The sequence below is a fragment of the Dyella sp. ASV21 genome, assembly GCF_016428975.1.
Lineage (GTDB): Bacteria > Pseudomonadota > Gammaproteobacteria > Xanthomonadales > Rhodanobacteraceae > Dyella.
In genome coordinates this window covers 1-22,526 of the sequence record NZ_JAELTT010000022.1, presented here as the reverse complement: position 1 = coordinate 22,526, position 22,526 = coordinate 1, and the positions used below count along the sequence as shown (strand labels likewise).

Annotated in this window: 32 protein-coding genes; 1 reads left to right on the top strand and 31 read right to left on the bottom strand. The window is 63.4% G+C overall.

The genetic code is table 11. The annotated features are described in order from the left end of the window. Positions 1-130: 130 nt before the first annotated feature. From JHD67_RS09735 to JHD67_RS09700, 7 genes are all read right to left on the bottom strand, one after another. Positions 131-2,806 carry a toprim domain-containing protein gene (locus tag JHD67_RS09735; protein WP_199098984.1) on the bottom strand — a complete coding sequence of 892 codons (2,676 nt, stop codon included), beginning with the start codon at positions 2,804-2,806 and terminating at the stop codon, positions 131-133. Positions 2,807-2,808: 2 nt separating this feature from the next. Next, a complete protein-coding gene (locus JHD67_RS09730) occupies positions 2,809-3,057 on the bottom strand; it encodes a hypothetical protein (protein ID WP_199098983.1) in 249 nt (82 codons plus the stop codon). Beyond that, positions 3,054-3,308, bottom strand: a complete 255-nt coding sequence (locus JHD67_RS09725) for a hypothetical protein (protein WP_199098982.1) — start codon at positions 3,306-3,308, stop codon at positions 3,054-3,056. The genes JHD67_RS09730 and JHD67_RS09725 overlap by 4 nt, the downstream gene beginning before the upstream one ends. Next, a complete protein-coding gene (locus JHD67_RS09720; RefSeq protein ID WP_199098981.1) occupies positions 3,305-3,697 on the bottom strand; it encodes a DUF2528 family protein in 393 nt (130 codons plus the stop codon). Before JHD67_RS09720 ends, JHD67_RS09725 begins: the two co-directional genes overlap by 4 nt. Further along, on the bottom strand, positions 3,694-3,957 hold the full coding sequence (locus JHD67_RS09715) for a hypothetical protein (protein ID WP_199098980.1): 264 nt from the start codon (positions 3,955-3,957) through the stop codon (positions 3,694-3,696). Before JHD67_RS09715 ends, JHD67_RS09720 begins: the two co-directional genes overlap by 4 nt. A gap of 407 nt (positions 3,958-4,364) precedes the next feature. Beyond that, positions 4,365-4,760 carry a hypothetical protein gene (locus tag JHD67_RS09705; protein ID WP_199098979.1) on the bottom strand — a complete coding sequence of 132 codons (396 nt, stop codon included), beginning with the start codon at positions 4,758-4,760 and terminating at the stop codon, positions 4,365-4,367. Positions 4,761-4,775: 15 nt separating this feature from the next. Continuing rightward, a complete protein-coding gene (locus JHD67_RS09700; protein WP_233171784.1) occupies positions 4,776-5,084 on the bottom strand; it encodes an ogr/Delta-like zinc finger family protein in 309 nt (102 codons plus the stop codon). Between the two features lie 278 nt (positions 5,085-5,362). Here JHD67_RS09700 and JHD67_RS09695 point away from each other — a divergent pair, with 278 nt between their 5' ends. Further along, positions 5,363-5,875, top strand: coding sequence for a helix-turn-helix domain-containing protein (locus JHD67_RS09695; RefSeq protein ID WP_199098977.1), 513 nt, complete (start codon positions 5,363-5,365; stop codon positions 5,873-5,875). Positions 5,876-5,909: 34 nt separating this feature from the next. Here the strand turns inward: JHD67_RS09695 and JHD67_RS09690 are convergent, their stop codons facing one another. The 24 genes from JHD67_RS09690 to gpM form a co-directional block, all read right to left on the bottom strand. Then, positions 5,910-6,074 carry a hypothetical protein gene (locus JHD67_RS09690; RefSeq protein WP_199098976.1) on the bottom strand — a complete coding sequence of 55 codons (165 nt, stop codon included), beginning with the start codon at positions 6,072-6,074 and terminating at the stop codon, positions 5,910-5,912. After that, positions 6,071-7,153, bottom strand: a complete 1,083-nt coding sequence (locus tag JHD67_RS09685) for a contractile injection system protein, VgrG/Pvc8 family (protein ID WP_199098975.1) — start codon at positions 7,151-7,153, stop codon at positions 6,071-6,073. Before JHD67_RS09685 ends, JHD67_RS09690 begins: the two co-directional genes overlap by 4 nt. After that, positions 7,150-7,584, bottom strand: coding sequence for a phage tail protein (locus JHD67_RS09680; protein ID WP_233171779.1), 435 nt, complete (start codon positions 7,582-7,584; stop codon positions 7,150-7,152). Before JHD67_RS09680 ends, JHD67_RS09685 begins: the two co-directional genes overlap by 4 nt. A gap of 2 nt (positions 7,585-7,586) precedes the next feature. Continuing rightward, positions 7,587-10,385 carry a hypothetical protein gene (locus tag JHD67_RS09675; RefSeq protein ID WP_199098974.1) on the bottom strand — a complete coding sequence of 933 codons (2,799 nt, stop codon included), beginning with the start codon at positions 10,383-10,385 and terminating at the stop codon, positions 7,587-7,589. Next, the gene (locus JHD67_RS09670) at positions 10,382-10,498 is read right to left on the bottom strand and encodes a GpE family phage tail protein (protein WP_199098973.1); all 117 of its coding nucleotides are present in this window, start codon (positions 10,496-10,498) and stop codon (positions 10,382-10,384) included. Before JHD67_RS09670 ends, JHD67_RS09675 begins: the two co-directional genes overlap by 4 nt. Before the next feature lie 8 nt (positions 10,499-10,506). Continuing rightward, entirely contained in the window at positions 10,507-10,806 is a 300-nt protein-coding gene (locus tag JHD67_RS09665; protein WP_199098972.1) for a phage tail assembly protein, read from the bottom strand. 68 nt (positions 10,807-10,874) lie between these two features. Next, on the bottom strand, positions 10,875-11,387 hold the full coding sequence (locus tag JHD67_RS09660) for a phage major tail tube protein (protein ID WP_199098971.1): 513 nt from the start codon (positions 11,385-11,387) through the stop codon (positions 10,875-10,877). 56 nt (positions 11,388-11,443) lie between these two features. Then, positions 11,444-12,613, bottom strand: a complete 1,170-nt coding sequence (locus JHD67_RS09655; RefSeq protein ID WP_199098970.1) for a phage tail sheath subtilisin-like domain-containing protein — start codon at positions 12,611-12,613, stop codon at positions 11,444-11,446. A 20-nt stretch (positions 12,614-12,633) separates the two neighbouring features. After that, positions 12,634-13,284 (bottom strand): hypothetical protein, encoded by a 651-nt coding sequence (locus JHD67_RS09650; RefSeq protein WP_199098969.1) that lies wholly within the window; start codon positions 13,282-13,284, stop codon positions 12,634-12,636. Positions 13,285-13,286: 2 nt separating this feature from the next. Then, on the bottom strand, positions 13,287-13,688 hold the full coding sequence (locus tag JHD67_RS09645) for a hypothetical protein (protein ID WP_199098968.1): 402 nt from the start codon (positions 13,686-13,688) through the stop codon (positions 13,287-13,289). Continuing rightward, on the bottom strand, positions 13,685-15,919 hold the full coding sequence (locus tag JHD67_RS09640) for a tail fiber domain-containing protein (protein WP_199098967.1): 2,235 nt from the start codon (positions 15,917-15,919) through the stop codon (positions 13,685-13,687). The genes JHD67_RS09645 and JHD67_RS09640 overlap by 4 nt, the downstream gene beginning before the upstream one ends. A gap of 1 nt (position 15,920) precedes the next feature. Further along, positions 15,921-16,466: a phage tail protein I gene (locus JHD67_RS09635; protein WP_199098966.1), complete on the bottom strand. Its 546-nt coding sequence runs from the start codon at positions 16,464-16,466 to the stop codon at positions 15,921-15,923. Then, positions 16,459-17,343 (bottom strand): baseplate J/gp47 family protein, encoded by an 885-nt coding sequence (locus JHD67_RS09630; RefSeq protein ID WP_199098965.1) that lies wholly within the window; start codon positions 17,341-17,343, stop codon positions 16,459-16,461. Before JHD67_RS09630 ends, JHD67_RS09635 begins: the two co-directional genes overlap by 8 nt. Then, positions 17,340-17,693 carry a GPW/gp25 family protein gene (locus JHD67_RS09625; protein ID WP_199098964.1) on the bottom strand — a complete coding sequence of 118 codons (354 nt, stop codon included), beginning with the start codon at positions 17,691-17,693 and terminating at the stop codon, positions 17,340-17,342. Before JHD67_RS09625 ends, JHD67_RS09630 begins: the two co-directional genes overlap by 4 nt. Continuing rightward, positions 17,690-18,274, bottom strand: a complete 585-nt coding sequence (locus JHD67_RS09620; protein ID WP_199098963.1) for a phage baseplate assembly protein V — start codon at positions 18,272-18,274, stop codon at positions 17,690-17,692. The genes JHD67_RS09625 and JHD67_RS09620 overlap by 4 nt, the downstream gene beginning before the upstream one ends. 62 nt (positions 18,275-18,336) lie before the next feature. Next, the gene (locus tag JHD67_RS09615) at positions 18,337-18,807 is read right to left on the bottom strand and encodes a phage virion morphogenesis protein (RefSeq protein WP_199098962.1); all 471 of its coding nucleotides are present in this window, start codon (positions 18,805-18,807) and stop codon (positions 18,337-18,339) included. After that, on the bottom strand, positions 18,804-19,220 hold the full coding sequence (locus JHD67_RS09610; RefSeq protein WP_199098961.1) for a phage tail protein: 417 nt from the start codon (positions 19,218-19,220) through the stop codon (positions 18,804-18,806). The genes JHD67_RS09615 and JHD67_RS09610 overlap by 4 nt, the downstream gene beginning before the upstream one ends. Further along, positions 19,213-19,710, bottom strand: coding sequence for a hypothetical protein (locus JHD67_RS09605; RefSeq protein ID WP_199098960.1), 498 nt, complete (start codon positions 19,708-19,710; stop codon positions 19,213-19,215). Before JHD67_RS09605 ends, JHD67_RS09610 begins: the two co-directional genes overlap by 8 nt. Further along, a complete protein-coding gene (locus JHD67_RS09600) occupies positions 19,707-20,279 on the bottom strand; it encodes a glycosyl hydrolase 108 family protein (protein WP_199098959.1) in 573 nt (190 codons plus the stop codon). Before JHD67_RS09600 ends, JHD67_RS09605 begins: the two co-directional genes overlap by 4 nt. Further along, positions 20,276-20,602, bottom strand: a complete 327-nt coding sequence (locus JHD67_RS09595; protein WP_199098958.1) for a phage holin family protein — start codon at positions 20,600-20,602, stop codon at positions 20,276-20,278. Before JHD67_RS09595 ends, JHD67_RS09600 begins: the two co-directional genes overlap by 4 nt. A 4-nt stretch (positions 20,603-20,606) precedes the next feature. Further along, complete coding sequence (locus JHD67_RS09590; protein WP_199098957.1) at positions 20,607-20,966, bottom strand: putative holin; 360 nt, start codon at positions 20,964-20,966, stop codon at positions 20,607-20,609. Between the two features lie 2 nt (positions 20,967-20,968). Then, positions 20,969-21,184, bottom strand: coding sequence for a tail protein X (locus tag JHD67_RS09585; RefSeq protein WP_199098956.1), 216 nt, complete (start codon positions 21,182-21,184; stop codon positions 20,969-20,971). After that, a complete protein-coding gene (locus tag JHD67_RS09580) occupies positions 21,185-21,661 on the bottom strand; it encodes a head completion/stabilization protein (protein WP_199098955.1) in 477 nt (158 codons plus the stop codon). Between the two features lie 95 nt (positions 21,662-21,756). Beyond that, a partial coding sequence (gene gpM, locus JHD67_RS09575; protein ID WP_233171777.1) for a phage terminase small subunit occupies positions 21,757-22,526 on the bottom strand: 770 nt, incomplete at its 5' end.

Genomic DNA, 22,526 nt, shown 5'->3' with positions numbered 1-22,526 from the left:
GTGTAGCGGTGCTTTAGACTGATGGCGAGGTTCGAGCGCCTGTCCGGCGCCTAAAGGGGTTGTCACATCGATCTCCTTGGGTTGGGTGACGGTGGGTGCGTGGGGAGTGGTGCGAACACTCCCCCGAACCTCACTCCTTGGGTTCCGCCACTTTGGGCGGGGCTTTGAACACGTAGCACCAGGTAGCGCGCCCGTTCCGGGCGCTTTTGACGTTCTTCACCTCGATAAACTTGCGAGAGGTGCTGGTCTTAAGGTGCTCTTTAAGATCCGAAATGCTTGGGCGAGTCATGTAGCGCGCCGCCATTTCGGCATCGAATTGAGGCAAGGAAACCGCGATGAAATCCGGGTTCTTGCTGTGATTGAGGATCGGCTCACTGCCGCCCATCGGGTTCACGTAGTCGTACAGTTCCCAGAACAGCTGCACGTCAGGGTGGTCAGCAGCCAGGGCAGACTGGCGCCTTGCTGCCATCTGGCGAAGGAAAGCCTGGGTGCCGCGTTTGGCCTCGTCGCTCAGCGTGATCACATCGCACAGCGCATCAAAGGCCGCTATGAGCTGGGCATGGTTCTTGGCAAGACGAAGGTCATACACGACGCCGTTGAGTAGCTCGGTTTCGTAAGTGGGCACGCGCTCGGTCATCGTCGCGAGCACGGATGCCTCCGCCTTGGTGGCGCGCAAGATGAAATGGCTGAGGTTCGCCATTTCCATGCGGGCGAGTTCCTCCGCGATGGCCTTGGTTTCTGGCTTGTGGCCAGCCTTGTCGAAGTTGAGGTGGACGATGCGTTCCAGCACCGCGCGGTCGGCCTGCACGGTAGCGTTCTGTTCGATCACGATGGAACCGCGAAACGGCGGCTCGATCGTCTCGTTACCGGAAGACTTCACACCGAGTGCGCGGATGCTGCCGCCGTTGTAGGCAGTCTTGAGTTCGTTGAAGTCGAACTTCTTGGCTTTGGCGGTATCGTCCTTTCGGTCACCTTCGACCAGCACAACAGGCAAATTCGCCACCTGCACAAACGCACGCGCACGTGCCGCCAGGGTTGACTTGCTGGGGTCGATACCTTCGTAGCCAGCGCGCCCCATCAGCTTCCAGAGAAAGCGAACAAGGGTGCTCTTGCCGCTACCCGGTTCGCCGATCAGCTCAAGGAACGGAAAGCTCTCCTGTGCTTGGCGGATCTGCTCTGCAAACAGGGACGCAAACCAAAAGGTGAGAGCAACCATGCCGCCGGCACCCCAGCAGCGCCATACCTTTTCCACCCAGTCCGTGGCAAAGCTATCGGGCTTGTGATTGATGATTAGCGCCACTGACTTGGTGGGGCTTTTCACGTTGACGTGTTTGCCAAGCTCGAAAAAGTCTTCGTCGTTGATGTGGATGATGCTGCCGGCCTTAACGGCTAACTGGCCGAGTAGGTACGCACCGTGCTCTCGGCTATATCCAACAAAGTCGATCGCTTCAACGTGCTTGATGACCTGTAGGTCATCGCCCCAATGGCGGTCAAGCTGTTGAGTGGTTCCAGAGAAGCTCGCACCGGCCGCCACCGACATGAGGCGTTTTTTGAACTCGCCGGCGGAGGCGAGCTGGTCGCCGCGAAAGGTGTCTTTCACCGTCAGACCACGCGACGTAGTGACACGCACGTAGTACCAGTGCTCATTGGTAAGCAAATTCTTCTGGAAGTAGAGCGGTTCCGGGTAGCAGTTGGCGATTACATTGATCTTTGAGGCGAGTTGCAGGGCCTCTTCCTTGCGGGCTTCTTCGTCCTGGCGCTCGTCGTCATCTTCCCCCTTGGGCTTCTTGTCGTTGAGCGCGCGCTGATAGAGGTTGGCGCTGAACTCATACCAGTAGATGCGATTGCCAAACTCTAGGGAGAACTCGCTGTTCTTTGTGTGCTTGTACATCAGGATGGCGCGATCTTTGGGCGTGCGCGCGATCAGTAGTGCGCCTTCGTAGCGGTAATCCTTGATGTTTTCAGGCGACAGCAGGCCTTCCAAGTGAAGGTCATTCCAATCGCTCTTTTCGCCACCTTGTTGGCGAATAGTCGCGGCTTCGCAACGGAAGCCATCGGCGCGCCCCTTTTTGACCCAGCTCACGGTGTGATTGCGCCCAGCGGTATCACCATCCAGTGCCCATACGAGCGTTGGCAAGCGTCCACTTCGCGCAGTGAGTAGGCGCTGTAGAAAGGCTTTGGGGTAGTTGTTGCACGACATGGCGGATACAGCGACCACGCCGTGGTGACCGAGCGCGATCGCATCGAAGATACCCTCAACGATCCAGATTTCCTCGGCGGTCCCGAGTACCTCGCCCGTGACGGTAGGCGGGACCCATACCTCTCCCATGTAGCTCTTGCCAGGAGCGAAACGGGCTTTCATCTTCCCGAACCGGTAGGCTCGATCAATGAACCGCTCCCACCAGGAGCCGCCCGGAATGGCGAAGCGCACCGTAGCGGTGACCTGGCCAGAATCCGCAGCGTGGTAGCTTTCTTGGGTGTACGAGCCTCTCACGCGCGTCAGGTTGAAGCCACGGCCGTTTTCTAAGTAGGCATCGGCCGCCGCATGCGGGTTGTCGTCGGACTGCTTAAAGCGTGTGGACCAATCCTCAAAGAGATCGGGGAAGAGATCCTTGGCCGTCGCCTCATGTGCGCAGTTGTTCAGGCGTCCGCAATACGCGCGCCATGGGTTCTCTGCGTTCGCGTAGAACCCTTCTTCTTTGCACGACGGACAAATGCCGCCACGCAGCCACTTGCCACGGTCTTTCATACCGTGACGTTCTTTGAGCAGGCGGGTAATGTCGGCTTTGAGCTGAGGATTCATCATGGTCAAACCGATTTCTCGCGCGGGGTCCACATGTGTCCGCGCGGGCCGCATATGGCGCCCATGCGGCGCATGACATCGCAGTCGATGCCCAGGTAGCTCGCCATGCGGTCCTCGCGGTCCCTCCAATCGTCGTCGGGGTCCGTCTGGTGGGCGGGCGCACACTCCGGCGGGAGTGTGCAGAGCAGGTAGCTGGAGTCGCCCAGCGTCGTGTGGAAACGGCAGGTGCTACAGGTCAGCAAGACGGGCTTCATGCGCGGTCACCCCGGATGGGCATGTCCATGGCGACGGACAGTTCTTTGAGGTGGATGTACGCGAGCGGAAAGTGCGCGCAACCCACGGCGAGGCAGGGGCATCCGCTAGCGAGCAAAAACACCTCGTCACGCGGTGCGGAGGCAGTACCGATGTGCATGCCGCCGAACACCAACGTGGCGGTGACCCAGTTAGGGCCGGCCGTAACGGATAGGCACAGGGCAGCGTCGTCGCGCAGTTCGAGCGTAGTCATGCGGCGCCGTCCTGTGATCCGCTGGCTTGGCTTAGCTCCGTGACTTCCAAGGTGGTGTCATCGATCTCGGGCTCGCCCTCGAAATCGACCAGCCGGATACCGTGCTCGCCATTCGGTGGCCAGCCTTCCTCGCCGTCGAACTCGCGCTGCATATTGGGAATGTGTCGCCAGCCAGTCGGATCGAGCACCTGGTACATGAGGTACTTCGCGGCGAGCTTGATGACGGCCATCACCACGTCGCCGTCGGCGGCGTCGAGGCGATCGTCCGCGCCGGTCCAGAAGTCATTGATCTCGGTGGCCAGCTCGGTAGTGAGCTTGGCGTGGTCAACGTCGAGCGTGACCACAATGTCGCCCCAGTCCTGGGAAGCGCGGTAGCGTCGGATGCTCATGCCGCATCCTCCGGGTGGCCAGTGGCTACGCGCACCTGGGCAATCGCGCGTTGCAGGCGCTGCTGCACCGACATGAGCAGTTCGTAGGCGCCATCTTCGGACAGCACGCCGCGATGGATGCCCTCCGGGATCGCGCCGGCGGCGCCCAACAGGGCAACGCAACAACTGTCGAGTTCGTGGAGGGCGGCGCCGATGAGGCGTTGGCGTTGTAGATGGCGTGCGCGCAGTTGCGCACGGGCGACACGGTAACGTGAGCGCATGGGCGTGATCCTATGTGTGGCTAGATCCGCCGACCTGCTGCTAAACAGGGTGACGGACGACGCGGGGTTAGCAGACCGGCCACATAGGAAACCGGCAGACCCGAAGGTCTCCCCGCGCCGCCCGCCATAGAACGAGCTGCGCTGCGTGCAAGCGTACGCCGACAACGGACGAAAAAAAGGCGCCGGCATCAGTCGATGGGCGCTTGCGCGCCTACGTGGAATCGGGCTGCTAAACCCGGTCGCCGATTTTGCGGCGACGCGGTGAGCATCCCTCCGCAGTGCGGCGCGTGTCAACAAGTTTTTGCGCATTTTCGTGGTCATCAGGCAAGCCGTGTCCGTTCCGGCCGTCGCGATGACGGCCGGGCAGGGGAAAGAGAGGTGGGGAATGGCGCGCGACGGCGCCGGGGTTAATTCAGTTGTGCGCTGCGTCCGCACTGCTGGATGCAATGCGTGGTGTCGGGCTGGGCGTTGTGCCAGGCCTTGGCACACTGCAATACATCAGTGGCGGTGAGTGCGTAGACCTCGCCCGAGCGCGGATCGACTACGCGCACCACGTACGAGGTGGAGCCGCTCGTATCGAAGTACGCCGGCACATGACGCGCCTGGAGGTCGGCCAGGGCATGCATGGCGTTGTTCTCGGCAGTGGCCTGGGTGATGCCCATGGTGGCGATCAAATGAGACACGCAGCGCTTGATGAGCTGGTCATCGTCCAGGTGCTGTGACTGGTGAGCTTCCAAGTAGCGAACCGCGCACGTAAACGGTTCGTTGACCAGCGAAACGGGATGCGGTGATGCGAGAGACACGAAACCCCCTTGGAATCAGTTGAGCGACATGCGCTTGGCGAACGATGGGCTACGCAGTTCGTTCTGCGCGGCAGCGGACACGCTGTTTCCCACCGTGGTGGAGTGCGACACCACAATGTCGTTGCTGCGCCTTTCCACCATCGGAATGGACACGCCCTTGGCGGGGGTCATGCTGGGGACCAGCGTGCGCACGATGCCGACCTGTGCCACACCACGCCAAAGGCACTCGACGTTCATGCAGTCGAGATAGATTTCTCGCACCAAATCACTCAGTTGCTTTGAAGTGATGGTGCGCGTAGCTGAACGGCAATGCGGGCAACGCATGGAGAAACGTTTTCCAGCCATTTTGTTTAGTCCTCGTACACCGTTTCTGCGCTTAATTAGCGCGGGGCCGCTGCGTAGCGCCCGCACTGTGGGACCGAGCGGCCAAGCCTTCCAGGTACACGCGAAGGACGAATGCCGCGATGGTCAAACCTTCGGTGCGCGCGCCCCGCTCGCAAACGCGGAACTGCTCGGGGGATAGGGACAAATTCACACGGCGGCTTTTGCCCTGAACCTTCGGGGCATACGTCCGGCGTGCTTGCTGACTAGGAGAGTTCTGCATGGCGATGGAGTACGATGCCCGTGTGTTACACAGATCGAACGATATTACACATGATGTGATATCGCAACATCTTGCGAGCAAGGATTCCACGTTGCGTGTTGAAAGCCGCCTGATTAACGCCTCTGAGATCATCCAGCGCATGCGGGAGGTGTTCGGCGCCAAGAACGATACGGCGCTCGCCGCTGAGCTGAATGTGACGACCAGTACCCCCAGCAACTGGCGGCAGCGAAATAGCGCGCCCATTGCGGTCTGCGCCACGATTGCAGCGACGCATGGGGTGTCACTCGATTGGCTGGTGTTCGGTGAAGGGGCCATGTATCCCAAACACGACCAGGACGCCGCGCCCACGCCAGAAAGCGCGCACAGCACCGCGTCCGCTGCCGCACACCGCCTATCACACTTTGTGTACAACTGGGACCGTACCCGGCCGCCGGAGGAAATGGTGTGGCTGGAGCAGCAGTTCAAACGGGCCGTGCCCGAGTACGTCGAGTGGCTGTCGTCGCCTAAATGAGGGTGGCAAGCGCGTACAGGCACCAGGCGCCGCATCACGCGGCGCTTTTCGTTTGCGCCTGGTGCAGCCGGTTGGCCAGCATGGCTCGCACCTGCGCCACCATGGACGCCGGCACGCGCATGGGCACGGTGCGTTCTCCGTAAGGCCCTCGCGCCTTGGCGGGCTTGCTGGTGGGCGTCGTGTTGGCCGTCGTGGTCATGCGGCCTCCTGGTGTTCGTCGTTCTCGTCCACTGCCGACTGCTCGGCGGCTGCTGCTGCGTTCTCCAGCTCCAGTGTGGTGGTGAAGCCGCCTTCGCTGGTGAGGCGGTGTCGTGCCCTGGCTATGATCCAGTCTTGCGAGGTAATGGTCTGGTTCCACCCCACGAGCACCACGGGCATTTCCGGGAACACATCGGGCCGACCGACGGCCAGCTCGATTTCGAATGTCGCCGCGCCGCGTTTCATGCGGGCGAGTTCGGCCTCGGCTGCGCGCTTGGCGTCCGCCTCGCTGGGATAGTCACCGCGTAACACCTTGACGTGGCCATTCTTGCCCGCGAGCGCCAGGTGCCCACGGGCGCCGCCCAGGTCGTACCAGCGAGCACGCACGCCGGTGTACTTGTTGCGGTCGGCGCTGTGGTAGCGGTGCCGGTCGCCGTGGCTGCGTTTGATCGTCACCGATGGCAACGCTTTACCCGAGGGAGTCTGCGCCTGGCCAACAGGCGCAAAGATCAGGCAGCCATTCTTGACGGTGGCCACGGCATCCCAATGGCGGCCAAGGCGCCGCAGAAAGGCCATGTCGCTTTCGGTTTGGTCCATCTGCTCGATGGCATCGCCAGCGAAACGGTCCGCGATGCGCGGCGTAAGGTTGTGCTCGCCAGCGATCCGCTTTATCACTTCAGCCACGGTGGTATGGCTCCAGCTGCGTTCCTTGCGTACGGCGAGCGGTCCAGCGATGCGCGCGCTTCGTGCGTGCACGGTGAGCGTATCGGGCTCGCCGCGGTGCTCCACTTCGTCCACGGTGTAGGTGCCTTGGAGACACATGCCGGAACCTTCAAAGCCCAGCGTGATTTCGACCGACACGCCGGTGCTCGGCATGCTCAGGCGTCCGTCCGTGTCTTCAAACTCGATCTCCACCTTGTCGGCGTGGTTCTGCTTGCTCACGTCGAGCGACATGGAGCACAGGCGCTCGCGCACCTGGTCTTTCATGTCCTTGCCGTCGATGGATACCTTGAACGCCGGCCGCAGCATGGCCGTGTTCTTCGCGTCCTGGACGGTGTTGCGGGTGGCCAGCTCGGTCATGCGGCGTTCCTCTGACGCCCCGTGGCGGGCGGCTCGTCGGCAGGTAGGGTGTCGGTACGGCGCAGGGATAGCGTGAAGTCCACGCGGCGTGGCGTGCCGTCTGCGAGATGGTAGCGCTGGGTCGTTTCCATGCTGTCGATGACATAGACGCCATAGACGTACCCCGCGCCATCCACCAGCACGTAGGCATTTCCGCCACGCCCCATGGTTTCAAGGCGCGTAATCGACGCGAGCGTGCCCGTGATTTCGGGCGCCACGGCGCCCTGTAGGGTGATCGATTCGTCACCCGGGCCAAGGTATTGGAAGGCATCGCGCTCGCCGATACGCGCGGTGGCGCCGTGCTTGAACTGCATCTGTCGTTGCAGCTCGGTGTAAGCGGCGGTGGCGATGCCGAAGGGAAACGGCCCCAAGGCCAACATGGTGGTGGACATGATCAGTGTTCGTCGCTGTAGGCGGAGTTGCGGAGCGCGCGCTGTTGGCGGTCGCGCTCGTCTAGGGCGTCATTGACCGCGCGCTTGATCTTCTGCGGGTCGCCGTCGCCGGCGTTGATGGTGATGGTGGTGTCGCCCGCTGCGGCCGGCGCGGCAGCGCGCAGCCCCATGGGGGCGTTGTTGATCACGGCACTGGAGCCAAGCCCATTGCCCTCACGACCGGCCATCGGCGTGCGCCCGATCAGGTCGGCGACCTGGCGCGCGCGCTCGGTGTCGCCGGGCATGATCCATTCGATGGGCACTTGGCCCGCAGTGGCCGGCGTGGCTCCAAAATTGCGAATGCGCTCGATGAGCTGCCGTACGCTTTCGAGCTTCGTGGAGATCCACTCCAGTGCACCGCGCGCCGCCCCTTCCACGGTCTGCCACATCTCGGTAAACCAGGTCTTCACCGGTTCCCAGTGGGTCACCACCCAGCCGGCGGCCGTTCCGATGGCTTCACCCAGGCCAATAAACAGGTTGATGGCGAAAGTGATGGCCTGCACGACGCCCGAAAGCACCTCACCCAGGGCATAGCCGAACGACACGCCGGCCGTACGTGCGCTGTCCAGTTGCTCACTGGTGGCCTGGATGGGCTCCAAGAGCTGCATAAACCAGCGCCACACGCTGGTGAGACACCCGATTACGATGTCAAAGGCCGGACCCAAGGGTGCCACTGCTGTGCGCAGTTCGGCAAAAGCTCCGCCCACCGTGCGGGAAATGCCTTCGCCCACGCCATCCAGCCACGCGCGAATCGGTTGCCAGTAGTGCCGAATCAAGATAGCGCCGGCGATCACGGCGGCGATGAGTGCCAAGGCGGGCACGCTGAGTCCTGCCACGCCTATGGCGACGCCTCGTAGCGCTTGGCCAATAGCGGGCAGCATGCGGCCAAGCATGGGGAGCTTCGATAGCAGGCCGCCTTCCGCACCGCCGAGCAAGCCGCCGGCACGGACAAGGAAGCGCAGCAGCGCGAACTGGCCAATCAGCCCACCCGTGGCGACCATCAAGCCGCCTATGGCGGTCATCAACACACCAGCGGCGCCGGCGGCCACCAGCATGCCCTTGGCCATGGCAGGGTGGCGCTGCGACCAGGCGTTCACGCTTTTAAGGACGGTAACCAGCTTTTGCAGGCCCGACACGTACAGGGGCAGCAGCCGCGTGCCCAACTCGTTGTAGAGGTCTTGCTTGCGGGCCAACAGCTCGGCCTCTTGCCCGCCGGCCAGTTGCTTGGCTTCCCCGTACACGCCTTCCACGCCGTAGGCCTTGGGAGCGGCCGCCAGGTGCTTGGCAATGTTGGCGCGCTCCATAAACAGCGACGCGAACAGGTCGCCACCCTTACGACCCGAAAACAGGGCGTTGATCTTGCTCACAACCTGCTGGTCGGTGAGATTGCCATCGGCGTTGAGCTTCGGAATGACGCGCGTCATCAGGTACTCAAACGGGTTGGAGCGATACAGATCGCCTTCCACCAGCGCGTCGGGTAGCAGCTTTTTCAGATGGCCCGTTTTCTCATGCACCTGGACCGAACCGGGTTTCAACAGGCCCAGCTGGTAGAGCTCGTCCGCGGATTGGCGCGTAGAGCGTCCTGCCGCCCAGTTCTGGTACGCGGTGGCCAGTCCGGTACCGGCGCGATGACCGCCCATTTCCTGCACGGTGTGCAGCAGGCCGAAGAAGAACGACTGGTCATCGAGCTGCTTAGCCGCGACACCACCCGTCTTGATCATGTTCAACAGGTCTTCGGACTTCACCAGGCCGCCGGATGCCACATAGGCCTGCGTGGCAAAGTCCAGCACCCGCTTGAGGCTCTCGGGATTCTTGGCGGCGCCACGCAACTCGGCGACCTTGAGCAGGTCCGTAAACATGGCCTCAGCGTTGGCGCCGTGACCTTCGCCGTGGCCACCGCTGGCCATGACGGTTTCGATGCCGAATTTCATACGCGCCATGTACGGCGTGACGGCCTCGGCTTCGTGCATGTCGCGCAGCACGCTATACGACTCTTTGAGCAGCTTGAGGTTTTCGGTCGCACTGCTGCCCATCACGTCCATGCCACGCGCGAACTTGACCGCGTCGGACACCATGGCATCGCCTACGCCCATCGAGCGCAGCTGGGCCACCTGCATCTGGAAGGCCTTGGCTTCCTCAATCGCTGGGCTCAAGGCACCCAAGACATGCTTGCCAGTGGCCATGGTGGCAAAGCCCGTCACGGCCAGGTTCGCACCGGTGGCCTGGGCGCGGTCGCGCGCCTGGCGTGCGGCGCCCATGCGTTGCTGCTGCGCGGTGATCTGTTGCAGGCGCCGGTGTTGTGCATCGAGCTGCTGCGTCGCGGCGGCCACGTCACTGGCCAGCTTGCGTTCGTGCTCACCCAGGCCCTTGGTTTTGATGCCGGCGGCATCGAGCGCCGCGCGCGATTCGCGCAGCGCTCGGAGATTGGCCATGTGCGCAGCTTTGAGTTTCCCGGCCTGACGCTCGGCCTTGGCCAACTCGGCGGTGGCCTTGCTGGTGGGGCCGGTGACGCCGGCCATGGCCGCGCGCAATTGGTTGACCCGCTGCTGTGCGCCGCGCATGGCCAAGCCGCTGGCCTGGGCGTCGTTCTTGAGCTTGCGAAATCCCTTGAGGTTGGCCTGCTCGCGCTCCAGCTCCTTGAGGCGCTGGCGAGTCTCGCGTAGCGCCTTGGATGTGGCGGAAGCCCCACGGTCGATAGACTTAAGCGGCGCGGTCACCTTATCGATTGCAGCCAGCAACACGCTGAGCTTGAGATCCATCATTCCTCCACACCGTTACGCAGTCGCGCCTGTTCGCGCCACTCCATCAGCTCGGCCACGTCCATCTCATTCATTGCCGCCGGCGGCCAGTGAAAGACGACGGCAATGTCAGACATGGCGTGCTCTACGCAGGGAGGAAGTCCTCGCGGTTCGCTTTCGTCAACAAAAAACCGGTCACCGCCATGGCCAGTTGGGTGAGGTCGGCCGGATCGAGGTTGCCCACGTCCTGGCGGGTGATGGTCGGGATGGTGATGCGCGGTAAGACGATCTCCAGGGCGGCCACGTCCATGTGCAGGAGGTTCACCAGCTGCGTACCGCGCAGCTCGCCGGCCTTGGGCTTGCGCACCCGTACCTGGTCGATCGTCTGCGCGCCGCGCTCAATCGGGGAATCAAGGGTGATGGTCTGGGTGGTGGTGTCACTCATGGGTTAGATCCTTGTGATATCGGAATGAGCGCCACGGTGCCCCGTGGCGCGCGAGGTGAAGGGGTGGCTTACCAGTGGCCCATGGCAGCGCGCTGTGCGGCGAGCAGGTCCACGCCGTCCACGCGGAAGATGTTGTTCAGCACGTCGATTTCGATCAGTTCCTGGCCGTTGACGCTTTCCTTGTAGTACGCCACCTCGAACTGGAACTTGTGCTCCGTGGCCTGGGCGGGCTTGGCATCGCCGCGGTCGATTTCGCTGTAACGGCCACGGGTGACGATCTCCACAGAGTCATAATCGCCGCTGCTTTCGGACTGGTAAGCGCCGGCGAAGCGCAGCTGCACGCCATCCACGCGAGTAGTGCCGAACTTGCGGATGGCATCGCGGAGGTAGCCGGCGGCGTTGATGGTCATCTGCATGGCCTCGCCGCCGGTGTCGAGCTTGATGGCGCTATCCATGCCGCCGGCGCGGAACTCCTCCATCTTGCGGGCGAGCTTGGGGAGCGTGAGGCTCGACACTTGGCCAAGCCACGATTTGCCGTCCTGGAATACATCGAAGTTTTTGAGGTTCTTGGGCAGAGCCATAGGTGTTCCTTGGAATCAGGGGATGTGGCCGGCAGCGCGCAGCCGCCGGCCAGGTGTCAGGCGGTGGTGGTGTCGATAGCGGCAGACAGGTTGGCCACGTACTCGTCGGTGAACGTCTGGCGCAACTGGAGATCCTCCATTGGCGGCACCGGCGTGTAGTTGTAGGCAAGGCGCAGGCCGCCGGCCTTGAGGCTATCCTTATCGTTGCGTGCCTTGTCGTACCAACAGCGCCCGCCAAGCAGCTGCCCGTCTCGCGTCATCGTGCGCAGCTTGGCGTTGATGGACTCGATCACGTCACGCACCAGGCTCGCGTGCATGTCCTTGTCGCTGTACTCAAACACGCCTTGGCCAATTGTCTCGGCCACCGTCTGGGCAGTGCGGGTGTAGTTCTCAAAAACGAACGTTCCCTTGTCGCAGGTGCGCGAGCCCCAGAAGCGGAAGCCATCACGGTTGATCAGGGTGGTAATACCGGCCTGGTTCAAAATGTCGGCGTCGGTGCCCTCAGTGAGGTAATCGAATTCCACGCCTGCACTGATGCCGTTGACGTTGTTGACGGGAACGTTGGAGATCACGCGGTGCCAGCCCACTTCCTGGTCGAGTCGGGCGCGGGTGCCCAGCGCTATGGCCACCGTCATGGCCTTTGCGGTGCGCGCGGTGGCCGTGTCGAACGCGGTGAAGTCCGGCCAGATCAGCATCAGCTCGCGGCCATTCAGCAACTCGCGAAAGGCCAGAGCATCGGTGACGCTGTTGCAGTTGTGGCACGTGGCGTAGCCAAAGCCTTTGAGCTTCTTGGCCAGTACAAGCAGTGCGGCGGTCACCTCCTGCGCGTCAAAGCCCGGCACGCCCAGGATGCGCGGGCGCACACGCGACATGAGCAGGGCCTTCATGCCCGTAAAGGCGCCATTGGCGTCAACCCCACCAATGAGGTTAGCGTTGGTCGCATCCAGATCGTTGCCTTCCTGCACGCGCACAACGACGACCTGGCACGTTACCTGGTCGTCAATCGCCTGGAGAGACGCTGCAAGGGTGCCTTTTGTGCCGGCTTTAGCGAGTCCGGCGGACGCACTGGACAGAAGAACCGGCGTATTGAGCGGATACGCCTGCGGGTCCGCATCGGATGCGGTGCAGACGATGCCGATAACGGCCGTAGAGACGGTGGTGATGGTGAGCGGGGCATCGGTGGTTTCTTCGATGCGCGCGCCGTGGTGATACGAAGAGCTTGCCATGGGTGTCCTCGGTGGGGTGGTTAGCTGCCGCTGGAGCTGGTGTTGAAGGTGATGCGCGTGGTGGAGCGCAGCGCGCCGTTCTTGTAGAGGCGGATGGTGATGTCGCAGCTGGCGTCGGACGTGGTGCCGGTCTGCAACGTCCAGGCACTGGCCTGAATTTGGCGATTAGCGGTCAGTGACTGCGGGGTCTGTGCGCCGTTGGTAAACGTGTATCCAGCGGATTCGCCGAAGGTGACGCCTTGCTGTGAGCCTTCAAACTGGACGGTGTAGCTGGCGTTACTGTCTCCAGATGGAAGCCAGCGGCCTGACGCCAAAGTGGCGTCGCCCACGTTGGTGCCGCTGCGTTGAACGCTGTACGAGCCGTCCGCCGCCATGGTGAACGTGAGGTACGACGTGCCACGGCGTGGCGCATTGGCGCTGTAATTGGCACCGTTGATGGGCAGGGTGTACATGGCCGTGCCCTTCTTGGCCCACTTCGGTCCCATGTCCGCGATGGACGCGTCGCGGTAACCGAACGTGTCACCGGGCGTGCCGTAACGCGCATCGGCGTAGCGTAGAGGCGAGCCGTCCGCGCGACGCAGAAACGGTGCCGTGGGGCCGTCGCCGATGACGTCAGGGTCGAACAGGTCGTCGCTGTCGGCGGGCTGGCTGTTTCGGTAGCTGCTCGACACCGTTATGGCTCCAGCACCGGTGGCGCCGGCTCCTGTACCGGAGCCTCGGGCATGAAGGTCTGCGCGAAGCTCGCCGCGCGCTCGTTGTACAGCACGTCATAAGCGGCTTTGATCACCAGCATGACGCCGGCGGCGCTCACACCGCCAAGATCGACGCCGGTGACCGGATCGAGCTGGCCATCGGTGGCGAAGCAGCGATGGAGGATCGCGTCCAGGGGCAGCGGTAGTATGTCCACACTGCCGGCCAGCGGCTCAAACTGACCGTTGACAAACAGGCACTCGCGTCCCTGGAAGGTCACCGCTCCTGAACCCGATTGCGCGTTGTAGATCAAGTTGACCTGCTCGGCGATCATTTCGGCCGTGACGCCACCAGCGATGGCGCGTACGCGAGCGTTCGTTTTCATGATTGGGTTTTCTCCAGGTGATGGACGCGCTTGCGCAGCGCTTTGATGGTGGTCTGCAAGGCGTCTATGGACTCCGCTAGGCGGTCAATCTCAATGCCACACCACTGGCTCTGCTCGAGAGCTAGTCCGGCGGTGTCCACCGCGTAGCGGCTCTTTTTGCGCTCCGTGGTATAGGTGGTGACGTGTTCGGGGGCGTAAGCGAGCACATGCTGCGCAATGACCCCCTGACCAGCGACGCCCGATTGAATCCACTCCCATGCGCGGCGCTTGATGGAACGGTGCAGCGGACGCGCAGCCAGGGGCCGAATCTTGGTCTTAAGGCGCTTATCGGAAACCTGAAAGCCGCCGCTCGATACGGTCGAGCCATAGACCGTGTGATTGCCGAACAAGGCTACGTTGTAGCTGGAGGTGTTGACGCGTTGAATCGACCACACGTTGTCGCCGGCACCGCCGGCGCCGTGAATCCACGCCGTACCGTTCGCCCCCGTGCCAAGAATTTCAAATGCGGTGTTGTTACTGAACTTCACCATTCCGTTGATGGTGCCGCCGTTATTCGTGTCCAGCGGGGTGATATTGTTGGACGTCCAGATGACGCCGCCGGCGTTGAGGTAGGTCGAGTAGCCGCCCTGCTCATTGTTGAAGACGAAAGACGCGCCGTTCTTGAAGATGTAGGAACCCGCGCCGCCAAAGTAGATAACGCCGTCCGTATCCACCTTGCCCCAGCCGGACGCGCGCAGCGAGCCGTTCTTGGACACGATATTCGGTGCCGTGAGCGTTCCGTCGAACGTCGGGTCTTTGGTCGGGGCTTTTGAGCTGGGATCGAAGTTGCCTTCGTGCCACACCTTCTTACCATTCAACGTTAGCGCGCTGGCACCCAGGTTGAGCGGGGCAGACGCCGAGCCATCGGGGATGATGGCATCGAGCGTGATTCCCGCGTCGCCATACGGGAAGATGCGGAACTTGGCGGTGGTTCCGTTGTTCGGCTGAAAGTACGCCACGTCCGTAAAAGTGGGCGCTTTGGTGTTGGCCTTCGTAGCGGGGTCGAAGTTGCTCGCGGTCCATACCACTTGGTCGCGGAAGGTCAGCAGTTGAGTGTCGGTGATCTTGAGCGCGGCCGAACTCTTGGCGTTGACTAGGCTGATGCCGTCCTTTTCAACGTAGACGCCACCGCGAGTGGTTTTGCCATCGGACGTGTTGGCGATCAGAGCCCAGCCGTTGTCGCCCCTGTCCGTGCGGTACGCTTCGGTAATGTAGGTGCGAGCGGCATAGATGGCGCCGCCGTTGACGCGAAAGTCGCCGTTCGCATCGAACGAGAACCAGCTGTAGCCAGCCTTCGTGCCTGTTCGGATACCCAGTGTGCCCTTGTTGTCCACGTCATACAGGAACACCGTGTCCGCTGGACCAATCGCGAGCCCGCCGCCTGCGGGCAACTGGATGTTGGTCGAGAAGACGCCATCGCTTTTGTCGCGCTTAGTGTCCAGGAGGGACGCAAGGTTCTTCACGGCTTCGGGAATGCCGGTGAGGTTGGCCCACTTGAGGTAGTAGTCGCCGTGCTGGCCGTCGAGCAGGTCGGCATCCAGGCCTTTCCCATCACCGGGATCGAAGCCGGCGGCGCCCTTGATACCCAGGGATAGCTTGAGCGCGGCGGCTGTGGCCATGGCCAGCACAGTCTTGCCGAAGTCCGATGGCGCTCCCTTGCCCAGGCGGCCGTTCAACGCCGCCAAGAGTGCCCTCGGGGTCACACTGCGCTGAGTATCTGTGCCGTCGATAGCGTCCTGCTCGCTCGCCAGCTTCACGACGCCCAGCGTGTCGATGGTGGCGGCCGGGTTGGAGAACGATGCCTGCGGGAACTCGATCTTCACGCCGTCCAGGTCGGCGAGTTTTGCATCGAACTGGATCTGCATGGCCGCACCGGCGGCCTTCTCCATGATCACATCGGCTTGGCCGAACGACGCGAACAGCGTGTCATCCGTGAGGTAGATGCCGAAGCCGCGCACGGTGTACACGTCCGCGCTTTCGTCGCTGATCGTGACGTGGATGGTGTCCGCTGCGGTGGCATTGCCGGAGACGGCGGCAATGCGCTTGATCTGGTCCGGTAGCACTTTACCCGGTGCAAAGGCCTTGGCGGTGACGGCGCCGTAGGCGATGCGCACGGCATTGGTGCCGTCGCCTTTGGCGTTGCGAAGCGCAGCGCGGCCCTCCGGCGTGGTGATGAAGGTCAAGGCGCCCATGTCAGTTGGTTTCCGTGAACTGGAGATGGACGTACGTCAGTACACGCGCGGCAGCGACGATGCCTACGGTGGTGCGACCGGCCAGGCCCAGGTTGAAGGTGTAGTGGTCGCGCGCGGACTTGGTGCGCGAAACCTCGCTCAAGATGTCTTCCACAAACATGGCCGTGGTGGCCTGGTCGCCCTGCTCGGTGACGGCTAGGTCGATCTGAAAGGTGAAGGGCTGTCCCGGTGGGTTCTGGGCGTGCCAGGGGCGCACCACGGCATGGGCCCCAAAGGACGCGACCACATCTTCCACGGACTGAGCCGTCCCTTGCCGGCGCGCAATCTGGATGGCGTGACGCACGCGCAGACGCTTTACCTGTTCGGACCAGTAGGGTTTCCAGCTGCGAATGCCTAGGGACCACGCCAGCCATGGCAGGAACGGCGCCGGGATGCTGTCGGGGTTGGCCAGCGTGGCCAACGGTGCGTCAAAGGCGAGCATCTCCGCTGCAACCTCAGCAAAGGCGCGCTCCATCGGCGTGGCATTGGGCGGTAGGAGGCTACGCACCGACGCCACCCGGACGAATGTCTACGGCGGTGCAGTACGCAGCCTCGGTGTCACTGATGGCCAGTGTGGTGGGCGGCGTGAGGTCTTCCACGTCATACACGCCGGGAACCTTAAGCGCGGCGTACAGGCCCGCCAAAGTGATGCTTCGGCCGATGCGTCGCGACTCGGCGAGGAACTTCGCCAGGTTCGTGCGTGCGTTGTCGAGCACCACCTCGGAGTCGGGGCCGGCATAGAACCGCAGTCGCGCGCCGACCGTGAACGGGCGAATAGTGACCGCCTGCACGATGGTGCGGTCGGTGAGCAGCGCGCGCGATTTGACCGTAATGTAATCGGCCACGATCTTGATCAGATCAGGTGACGGCGTGCCGTCGCCCGTGCGGGCCATGATTGACACCACGACGGTACCTGGTGAGGGGCTGCTGACCTTCGCGTCTTGCACTTGGCCGGACGCACTGCGCGCCAGGAATTCGTAGGCATCGGCCGGGCCGGCGGTCGAGTAGCCGGTCGGCGCCAACTGGCAGCGGTAACGCAAATCGTCGTCAGACTCCCACACGGCATCGATACCCTTCTCGGGCACGGCCGGGGAGATCAACAGGCGCTGTACGCCAAGGTTGGCGGCCCAGTTGTCCAGGTCATTTTTACGGGCCGTGGCCAGGAAGCACGCACGGGCATCGTCGTTGCGCTTTTGCCGCTCCACCATGACGGTGTAAGCCAGCACTTGTAGGGCCTTGCGGATGGGGTCCGATTCAACGGTGGCCGTGTAGGGCGGCCACTTCTCGCGCATCTTGGCCTCCGCGATGGCGAGGATGGCCTCGTAGTCGAGGTTTTCCACCACATCCGGCAGTGGCAGCTGGTCAAGCTGGATGGCGTCCGTCATGCGCTCACACTCGGCAACGGCGTGGAGAGCGAGATGGCCTCGCCCGTGTCGGTGCGCGTGCCGACCAGGTGGAGCACCCAGCGGCCTTGCATGGCATCGTCGGCCGACAGTGACACCCGAGTGAGGGTGATACGCGGTTCCCAGCGCATCAGCGCGGTGGCCGTGGCCGCGAACAGCAGCACGCGCGTGGCGTTGTTGGCCGGTGCGTCGATCAGATCCGTGAGGCGGCTACCGTAGTCGCGGCGCATCACGCGCGTACCCAGCGGCGTACCGAGAATGTCGGCCACGGATTGCGTCAGATGGGCATGACCTTCGAGCGGCGCACCCGTCTGTGCGTTCATGCCCCTCACGACGCCACCGCCGGGCTGGTCATGCCAGGTGCCGAAGTGACCTTGTGGGGATGCTTCACCAAGCTGATCCCGGCCGCTTTCACGTCATCATTGCTGGTGATCGTGCCCTTGGCATCAATCGTTCGATCGGTCGTGACGGCCTGGGTGACATGCAACGTGCCGTCGATATCGACGTTGCCGTTGATGGCGGCCCCGCCCGGGGCGCTCACCTCGATACGGCCGCCGGCGGGCAGCGTGGCTTTCAGGACGTGCGCGGCCGCGTCATAGAGCAGCGCTGCGCCGTCGCCAAACAGCAGCAACACGTTATCGGGTGATGCGCCCTCGGGCACGTCGTTGGCATCGGAATAGATAGACGGCAGGACCACGCCGGCGGCAAGGTTGCCGTTGGGCGACAGCACCATGACTTGCTCGCCGACACTGGGCGGATTCCAGCCACGATGTTTGCCGGCTCGCGAGGCGAACCACGGCAGTGGTTTGGTGAGTAGCCCGCCAACCTTCACGCGCACGCGCTTACCGGCGATCTCGGCGATGGTGCCGATGCGCAGCAGGTTGGAAATAGCGTGGAAGGGGTCTTCTTGCATGCCAGACATGCTGCGCAGGCCAATGCCCCTGTGCAGCAATGGGCGGTTCTGTACAGGTGCTTTTAGAACCCGCCGCGTCCCAGGTGTTCTAGGAGGCGCACGCGCACCATGTCGATGGTGGCCGGGGTGAAGCCCAGGAGCTGGCGTTGCGGGTAGCGAACCATGCGACCGCTCGGCGATGCGTGATCCTCGCCGCCTTCTTGGTGTACGCGCGCCAGGCGCGCCACGCGGCCGAAGAACCCCACCTCTACGAGGTCGGACGTTGCCTTGGCTTTTAGCCATCGCGCGGTGCGCAGCTTGGTGAACATGGCCGCCTGGCGCCGGCGAACCAACCCGCGCTTACTGCGAAGCGACGATGCCTTGCGCGGCGGGAAGGGGTTGCCATTGGGGGATTGCTGGGCCGCGATGCGGTCCTGCTGCGCACGTCGCAGCTCGCGCGCAATGCCGCCGGCGAGGGAGCGCCGCGCCGCCGGCGTGAGCTTGGCCAGTAGCGGCGCCGCCCACGTTTCCAATTGGGTCAATTCATCGCTCACAGCCAGTCCGCCGTGGGGTCACTGGGTGGTGCCGGCGGGTGCACGTAGCCGCCACCCGCCGCGTTTGCGCGCACTGCCTCGGTAAGATCGATTTCCAAGGCAATATCGGCCTGCTCGTTGTCCATCAGGTCGCACTGGAAGCGAATGGCGCGCTCGCGTTCGTCGGCGCTCAATAGCAGGTCGGGCTGTTCGACGTGTAGCCACGCAATCACCGCACCGGCCAGATCGTCCATGTCCCCGGCGAAGTCCTGGATCAACACCGTCGCTGTGTAGGCGTAATCCCAGCCGCCACCGGGTACGCCGGTGGCGATCAGTCGGCCCTTTTCCACGAAGATCGATAGGCGCTCGGGATTGGTAGCCAGGTCGGGCAGGGCGGCCATGATGGCGGCACGCAGGCGCGCAGGTTTATTCATGTGCTCCGCACTCCAACTTCGACCGTTCGCGCACCCAGGCCTGCAATGCGATCAGCTGCTCGGCGATCTCGTGGTAGGTGCCGTAGTTGCTGACGACGACGCCGGCGGCTGTAGACGCTTCAACGGCGGAGGCGGTGCCATCAATCGTTCCGGGGGTAGGTAGGTCGGACAGATCCGCTGCGGCGTCGTGCAGGCGGACAAAGCCAACAGGGAGAGGGAAAGCACGATCCGTGGTAGGCGAGACATAGACGGGCACCTTGATTTCGATGGGCTTGATGGCGTCGTGCACGATCTGGATGCGCTCCAGGTAGTGCGTTTCCACCTGGCGGTCGATGCGCGAGAGGGAAAGTTCAAACTGGCTGGCGATGGCTTCTGCTTGGGCACGGTCGCGTGCCGCATGGGCGTTGGCCAGCGCATGGTGCTGCCAGCCGGCGACGGCCAATGCGGCCACTAGGCACAGGGCGAGGAACGCGATCAGGTAGCGAATCATGGGGACGTCACCACGCGGTTGAGCACCCAGCCGTAAAGGAATTTGCGCTGGGAGCGTTTTGACTCGGTGATTTCGAGGTAGCGGGTGGCCTTCACACCTTTGAGCCCACAAAGGAGCACGTTGATACCTTTGAGCCCGCGCCACTGGATGAACGCACGCAGCGCGGCCAGCGTGACGGGGCCTATCTGCCCATCAACGTAGAGGTCGCCGTAGCGGCTTCCGGTGTCGTTAAAACCGTTTAGCCAGCGTTGCAGGAACATGGCGGCCACGGCTGTGCCCATGTTGATGCCGGTATCGATCAGCTCGGCGCCCACGCTCGGGTCGATGGCGAACACGTCCCCGAAACGCGGTGCGTCCACGTATCGCTTGCGATAGATCGCGCGGGCCGTGGCCTCGGGTAGGTCGCGCATGGGTCCGGTGTAGCCGTACGCGCGGGCGGTATCGACGGTGATGCCCCATCGCGTTTCCTTGCCGGCATCGTCGGGATCGTTGGTGTAGGCATCCCAACCTTCGGCGCGCATCTCGTCGGTGATGAGCTGGTCGATGCGTTGCTCGGGAAACACGATCATCGCCGGACCCGCCACCACAACCGCAGCATCACGGCACGCGCAGTGCGCAGGAGGTGTGCCAGGTCGCCGCGATGGGTGCCGATAGCGAGGCACAGTGCCACCGTAAGCATGGCCTCCAGTGGCCCCGGCGGCGGACGTACACCGCACAGGAGTTTCACCACGGTCATGGCGCAGGCCACGCACAGGGCGTAGGCAAGCCAGGCCATCGCAGGGCGGTGGCGTGAGGCGCCACGGCGGAAGGTGAGCAGATCCCACAGGATCAGCAGGCAGGCCACCAGTTGGATGCTTGGCCAGGTGGTCGATTCGTTGAGGTAGGTGAGCATGGCGTCAGGCTCCGCGCTTGGTGAACAAGGTGGATAGGTCACTGAGCGACCGAATACGGTCGATCAGCTGAGTGGCCACGGTGATGGCGATGCTGGCTGCGAGAAAGGCCGCCACGCCGCTGCTGACAAGGCCAAAGCGCTGCATCAGTTCCGGGGCGGCGAGGTAGCCGACCACCACGCTGATGAGCAGGTAGATGGCGCGCTTGATGAGGGGCAGGTCGCGCGACATGGTGACGAACAGGGCGCCGCCGGCGATGGCGCCGGTGAGTGCGTTACCATCCACGCCCGGTAGCAGGGCGGTGGTAGTGGCCGTCGCTACGATGGCGGCCGAGCCGGCGAGGGTGGTGGTGGCGGGTTCCGTCATGGTCAGTCCCAAAGCTGGAGGATGGGGAGCGTGGGCGCGGTCACGGTGGACCGGTCGGGGAGCATCACCAGCGTGCCCACGGGAAGCACGGGGCCAAGCGCTGCTAGGCCCCGGTTGAGTTCAAGCACCTTTTCCACCACGCCCGCCGTGGCGCCCAGTTCCCGCCAACACAGGGCGTCAACCGTGTCACCTTCGCGAGCGCGGACAGGGAAAGGCATTTAGAGCAGCTCCACCGTGTTGCGCGGGCGCCCGAGAATGTCGGACACCGCCCAGTGCGCGTTGCGGCGGAAGTCGTCGGCCACATCGCTCTCACCCTGGCCGCGATAGTCGCCCGCACGGGTGCTGTCCCAGTCGCGGTAACGCTCGGCCATGTCGGCTTGCACGCTGGAATACACGGCACGCAGGTAGCGATGCACCAGAGCGCTCGCACCGGCAACCGTCTCGCCAATGTCTTCGGCCTTCTCCCAACCCTGGCCGATCTGCGCCGCACGGTAGGTGCGCAGCTGGTCGTTGACGGTGAGCACGGCATCCACCGTGGCGCTGTAGAGGCGCTCGGCGGTGACGTTGCCAGACAGGCGTGTAGCGGCACGCAGGATGGAAAGATCCACGTCCGGCCAAAAGCCGTCGTTGGTGACTTTGCCGTCTTGCGCCGGCGGGGTGGTGGTCTGGCCTTGGTTGGCGATCAGGGAACCCATGGGGATATCTCAAATAAGTGCGGCGGTGGACGGGGGGGCGCGGCATGCCCTTGGGCATCGCTCACCACCCGTGCCGCCGCGGCGCCGGGGGTGGCTCAGGTGCCGCTGTCGGGCGGCGGTTCGTTGGACGCCGGCGTGGCGTCATGGGTGTTGCGGATGACGCGCTCCAGGCGCTCGATATCCTTCTTGGCTCCCACCTTGTCGTGCAGCTCGACGGCACGGCGCAGGTGTTCCAGCGCTTGGTGCGGTTCGCTCTCGCTGAGGTGGCGGCCCATGGCCATATGGAGCTTGGCGCGCACTTCATCCGGCATGTCGCGGGATTCCGTCAGCTCCAGGATCGCGTGCAGCACGTCCACGTCGAACGGCTTTTTGGCGTCGTAGGCCTTCAACGCTTGGCCGGCAGGTTCTTCCGCGATCAGCGTCGCCGGCGTGCGCTGGAAGCGATCCGGGAGCGAAAGGTTGTGCTCCAGGACGTAGCGCGCCACGTCCAGGGCGCCTGCATAGTCGCCCACGTCGATGCGCCAGGTGAGGACGTAGCCAAGCACTTCATCCTGGACACCCTGGCCGCTGCCGATCACGCCGGCCACGTAGTCTTCATAGGCGGGAAGCACTTCGCGCTTGACGTCAATCTTGCGCTCCACCGACTGCACCATCTTGAGACGGCGACGGTCGGTATCCAGCTTCGCGCGCATCATGGCGTGAGCGCGGGAGGTGGACGTATCCACCTCCGCGCCCGGCGCCGCCTGGGCGGTCGCCGTTTCGGCCTGCACGCGCATCAAATGTGCTTGTGCGGGACTGAGCATGATCAGCCCTTGCTCCAGTCGCCGAACTCGATGTTCTCGACCAGCACCGCCAAGCCGTTGTC

Bases quoted from the DNA above. Each gene is read 5' to 3' on its own strand.
- JHD67_RS09735 (WP_199098984.1), bottom strand. From the start codon at position 2,806: ATGATGAATCCTCAGCTCAAAGCCGACATTACCCGCCTGCTCAAAGAA.
- JHD67_RS09730 (WP_199098983.1), bottom strand. From the start codon at position 3,057: ATGAAGCCCGTCTTGCTGACCTGTAGCACCTGCCGTTTCCACACGACG.
- JHD67_RS09725 (WP_199098982.1), bottom strand. From the start codon at position 3,308: ATGACTACGCTCGAACTGCGCGACGACGCTGCCCTGTGCCTATCCGTT.
- JHD67_RS09720 (WP_199098981.1), bottom strand. From the start codon at position 3,697: ATGAGCATCCGACGCTACCGCGCTTCCCAGGACTGGGGCGACATTGTG.
- JHD67_RS09715 (WP_199098980.1), bottom strand. From the start codon at position 3,957: ATGCGCTCACGTTACCGTGTCGCCCGTGCGCAACTGCGCGCACGCCAT.
- JHD67_RS09700 (WP_233171784.1), bottom strand. From the start codon at position 5,084: ATGCGTTGCCCGCATTGCCGTTCAGCTACGCGCACCATCACTTCAAAG.
- JHD67_RS09695 (WP_199098977.1), top strand. From the start codon at position 5,363: ATGGCGATGGAGTACGATGCCCGTGTGTTACACAGATCGAACGATATT.
- JHD67_RS09690 (WP_199098976.1), bottom strand. From the start codon at position 6,074: ATGACCACGACGGCCAACACGACGCCCACCAGCAAGCCCGCCAAGGCG.
- JHD67_RS09685 (WP_199098975.1), bottom strand. From the start codon at position 7,153: ATGACCGAGCTGGCCACCCGCAACACCGTCCAGGACGCGAAGAACACG.
- JHD67_RS09680 (WP_233171779.1), bottom strand. From the start codon at position 7,584: ATGTCCACCACCATGTTGGCCTTGGGGCCGTTTCCCTTCGGCATCGCC.
- JHD67_RS09675 (WP_199098974.1), bottom strand. From the start codon at position 10,385: ATGATGGATCTCAAGCTCAGCGTGTTGCTGGCTGCAATCGATAAGGTG.
- JHD67_RS09670 (WP_199098973.1), bottom strand. From the start codon at position 10,498: ATGTCTGACATTGCCGTCGTCTTTCACTGGCCGCCGGCGGCAATGAAT.
- JHD67_RS09665 (WP_199098972.1), bottom strand. From the start codon at position 10,806: ATGAGTGACACCACCACCCAGACCATCACCCTTGATTCCCCGATTGAG.
- JHD67_RS09660 (WP_199098971.1), bottom strand. From the start codon at position 11,387: ATGGCTCTGCCCAAGAACCTCAAAAACTTCGATGTATTCCAGGACGGC.
- JHD67_RS09655 (WP_199098970.1), bottom strand. From the start codon at position 12,613: ATGGCAAGCTCTTCGTATCACCACGGCGCGCGCATCGAAGAAACCACC.
- JHD67_RS09645 (WP_199098968.1), bottom strand. From the start codon at position 13,688: ATGAAAACGAACGCTCGCGTACGCGCCATCGCTGGTGGCGTCACGGCC.
- JHD67_RS09640 (WP_199098967.1), bottom strand. From the start codon at position 15,919: ATGGGCGCCTTGACCTTCATCACCACGCCGGAGGGCCGCGCTGCGCTT.
- JHD67_RS09630 (WP_199098965.1), bottom strand. From the start codon at position 17,343: ATGACGGACGCCATCCAGCTTGACCAGCTGCCACTGCCGGATGTGGTG.
- JHD67_RS09620 (WP_199098963.1), bottom strand. From the start codon at position 18,274: ATGCAAGAAGACCCCTTCCACGCTATTTCCAACCTGCTGCGCATCGGC.
- JHD67_RS09610 (WP_199098961.1), bottom strand. From the start codon at position 19,220: ATGAATAAACCTGCGCGCCTGCGTGCCGCCATCATGGCCGCCCTGCCC.
- JHD67_RS09605 (WP_199098960.1), bottom strand. From the start codon at position 19,710: ATGATTCGCTACCTGATCGCGTTCCTCGCCCTGTGCCTAGTGGCCGCA.
- JHD67_RS09600 (WP_199098959.1), bottom strand. From the start codon at position 20,279: ATGATCGTGTTTCCCGAGCAACGCATCGACCAGCTCATCACCGACGAG.
- JHD67_RS09595 (WP_199098958.1), bottom strand. From the start codon at position 20,602: ATGCTCACCTACCTCAACGAATCGACCACCTGGCCAAGCATCCAACTG.
- JHD67_RS09590 (WP_199098957.1), bottom strand. From the start codon at position 20,966: ATGACGGAACCCGCCACCACCACCCTCGCCGGCTCGGCCGCCATCGTA.
- JHD67_RS09585 (WP_199098956.1), bottom strand. From the start codon at position 21,184: ATGCCTTTCCCTGTCCGCGCTCGCGAAGGTGACACGGTTGACGCCCTG.
- JHD67_RS09580 (WP_199098955.1), bottom strand. From the start codon at position 21,661: ATGGGTTCCCTGATCGCCAACCAAGGCCAGACCACCACCCCGCCGGCG.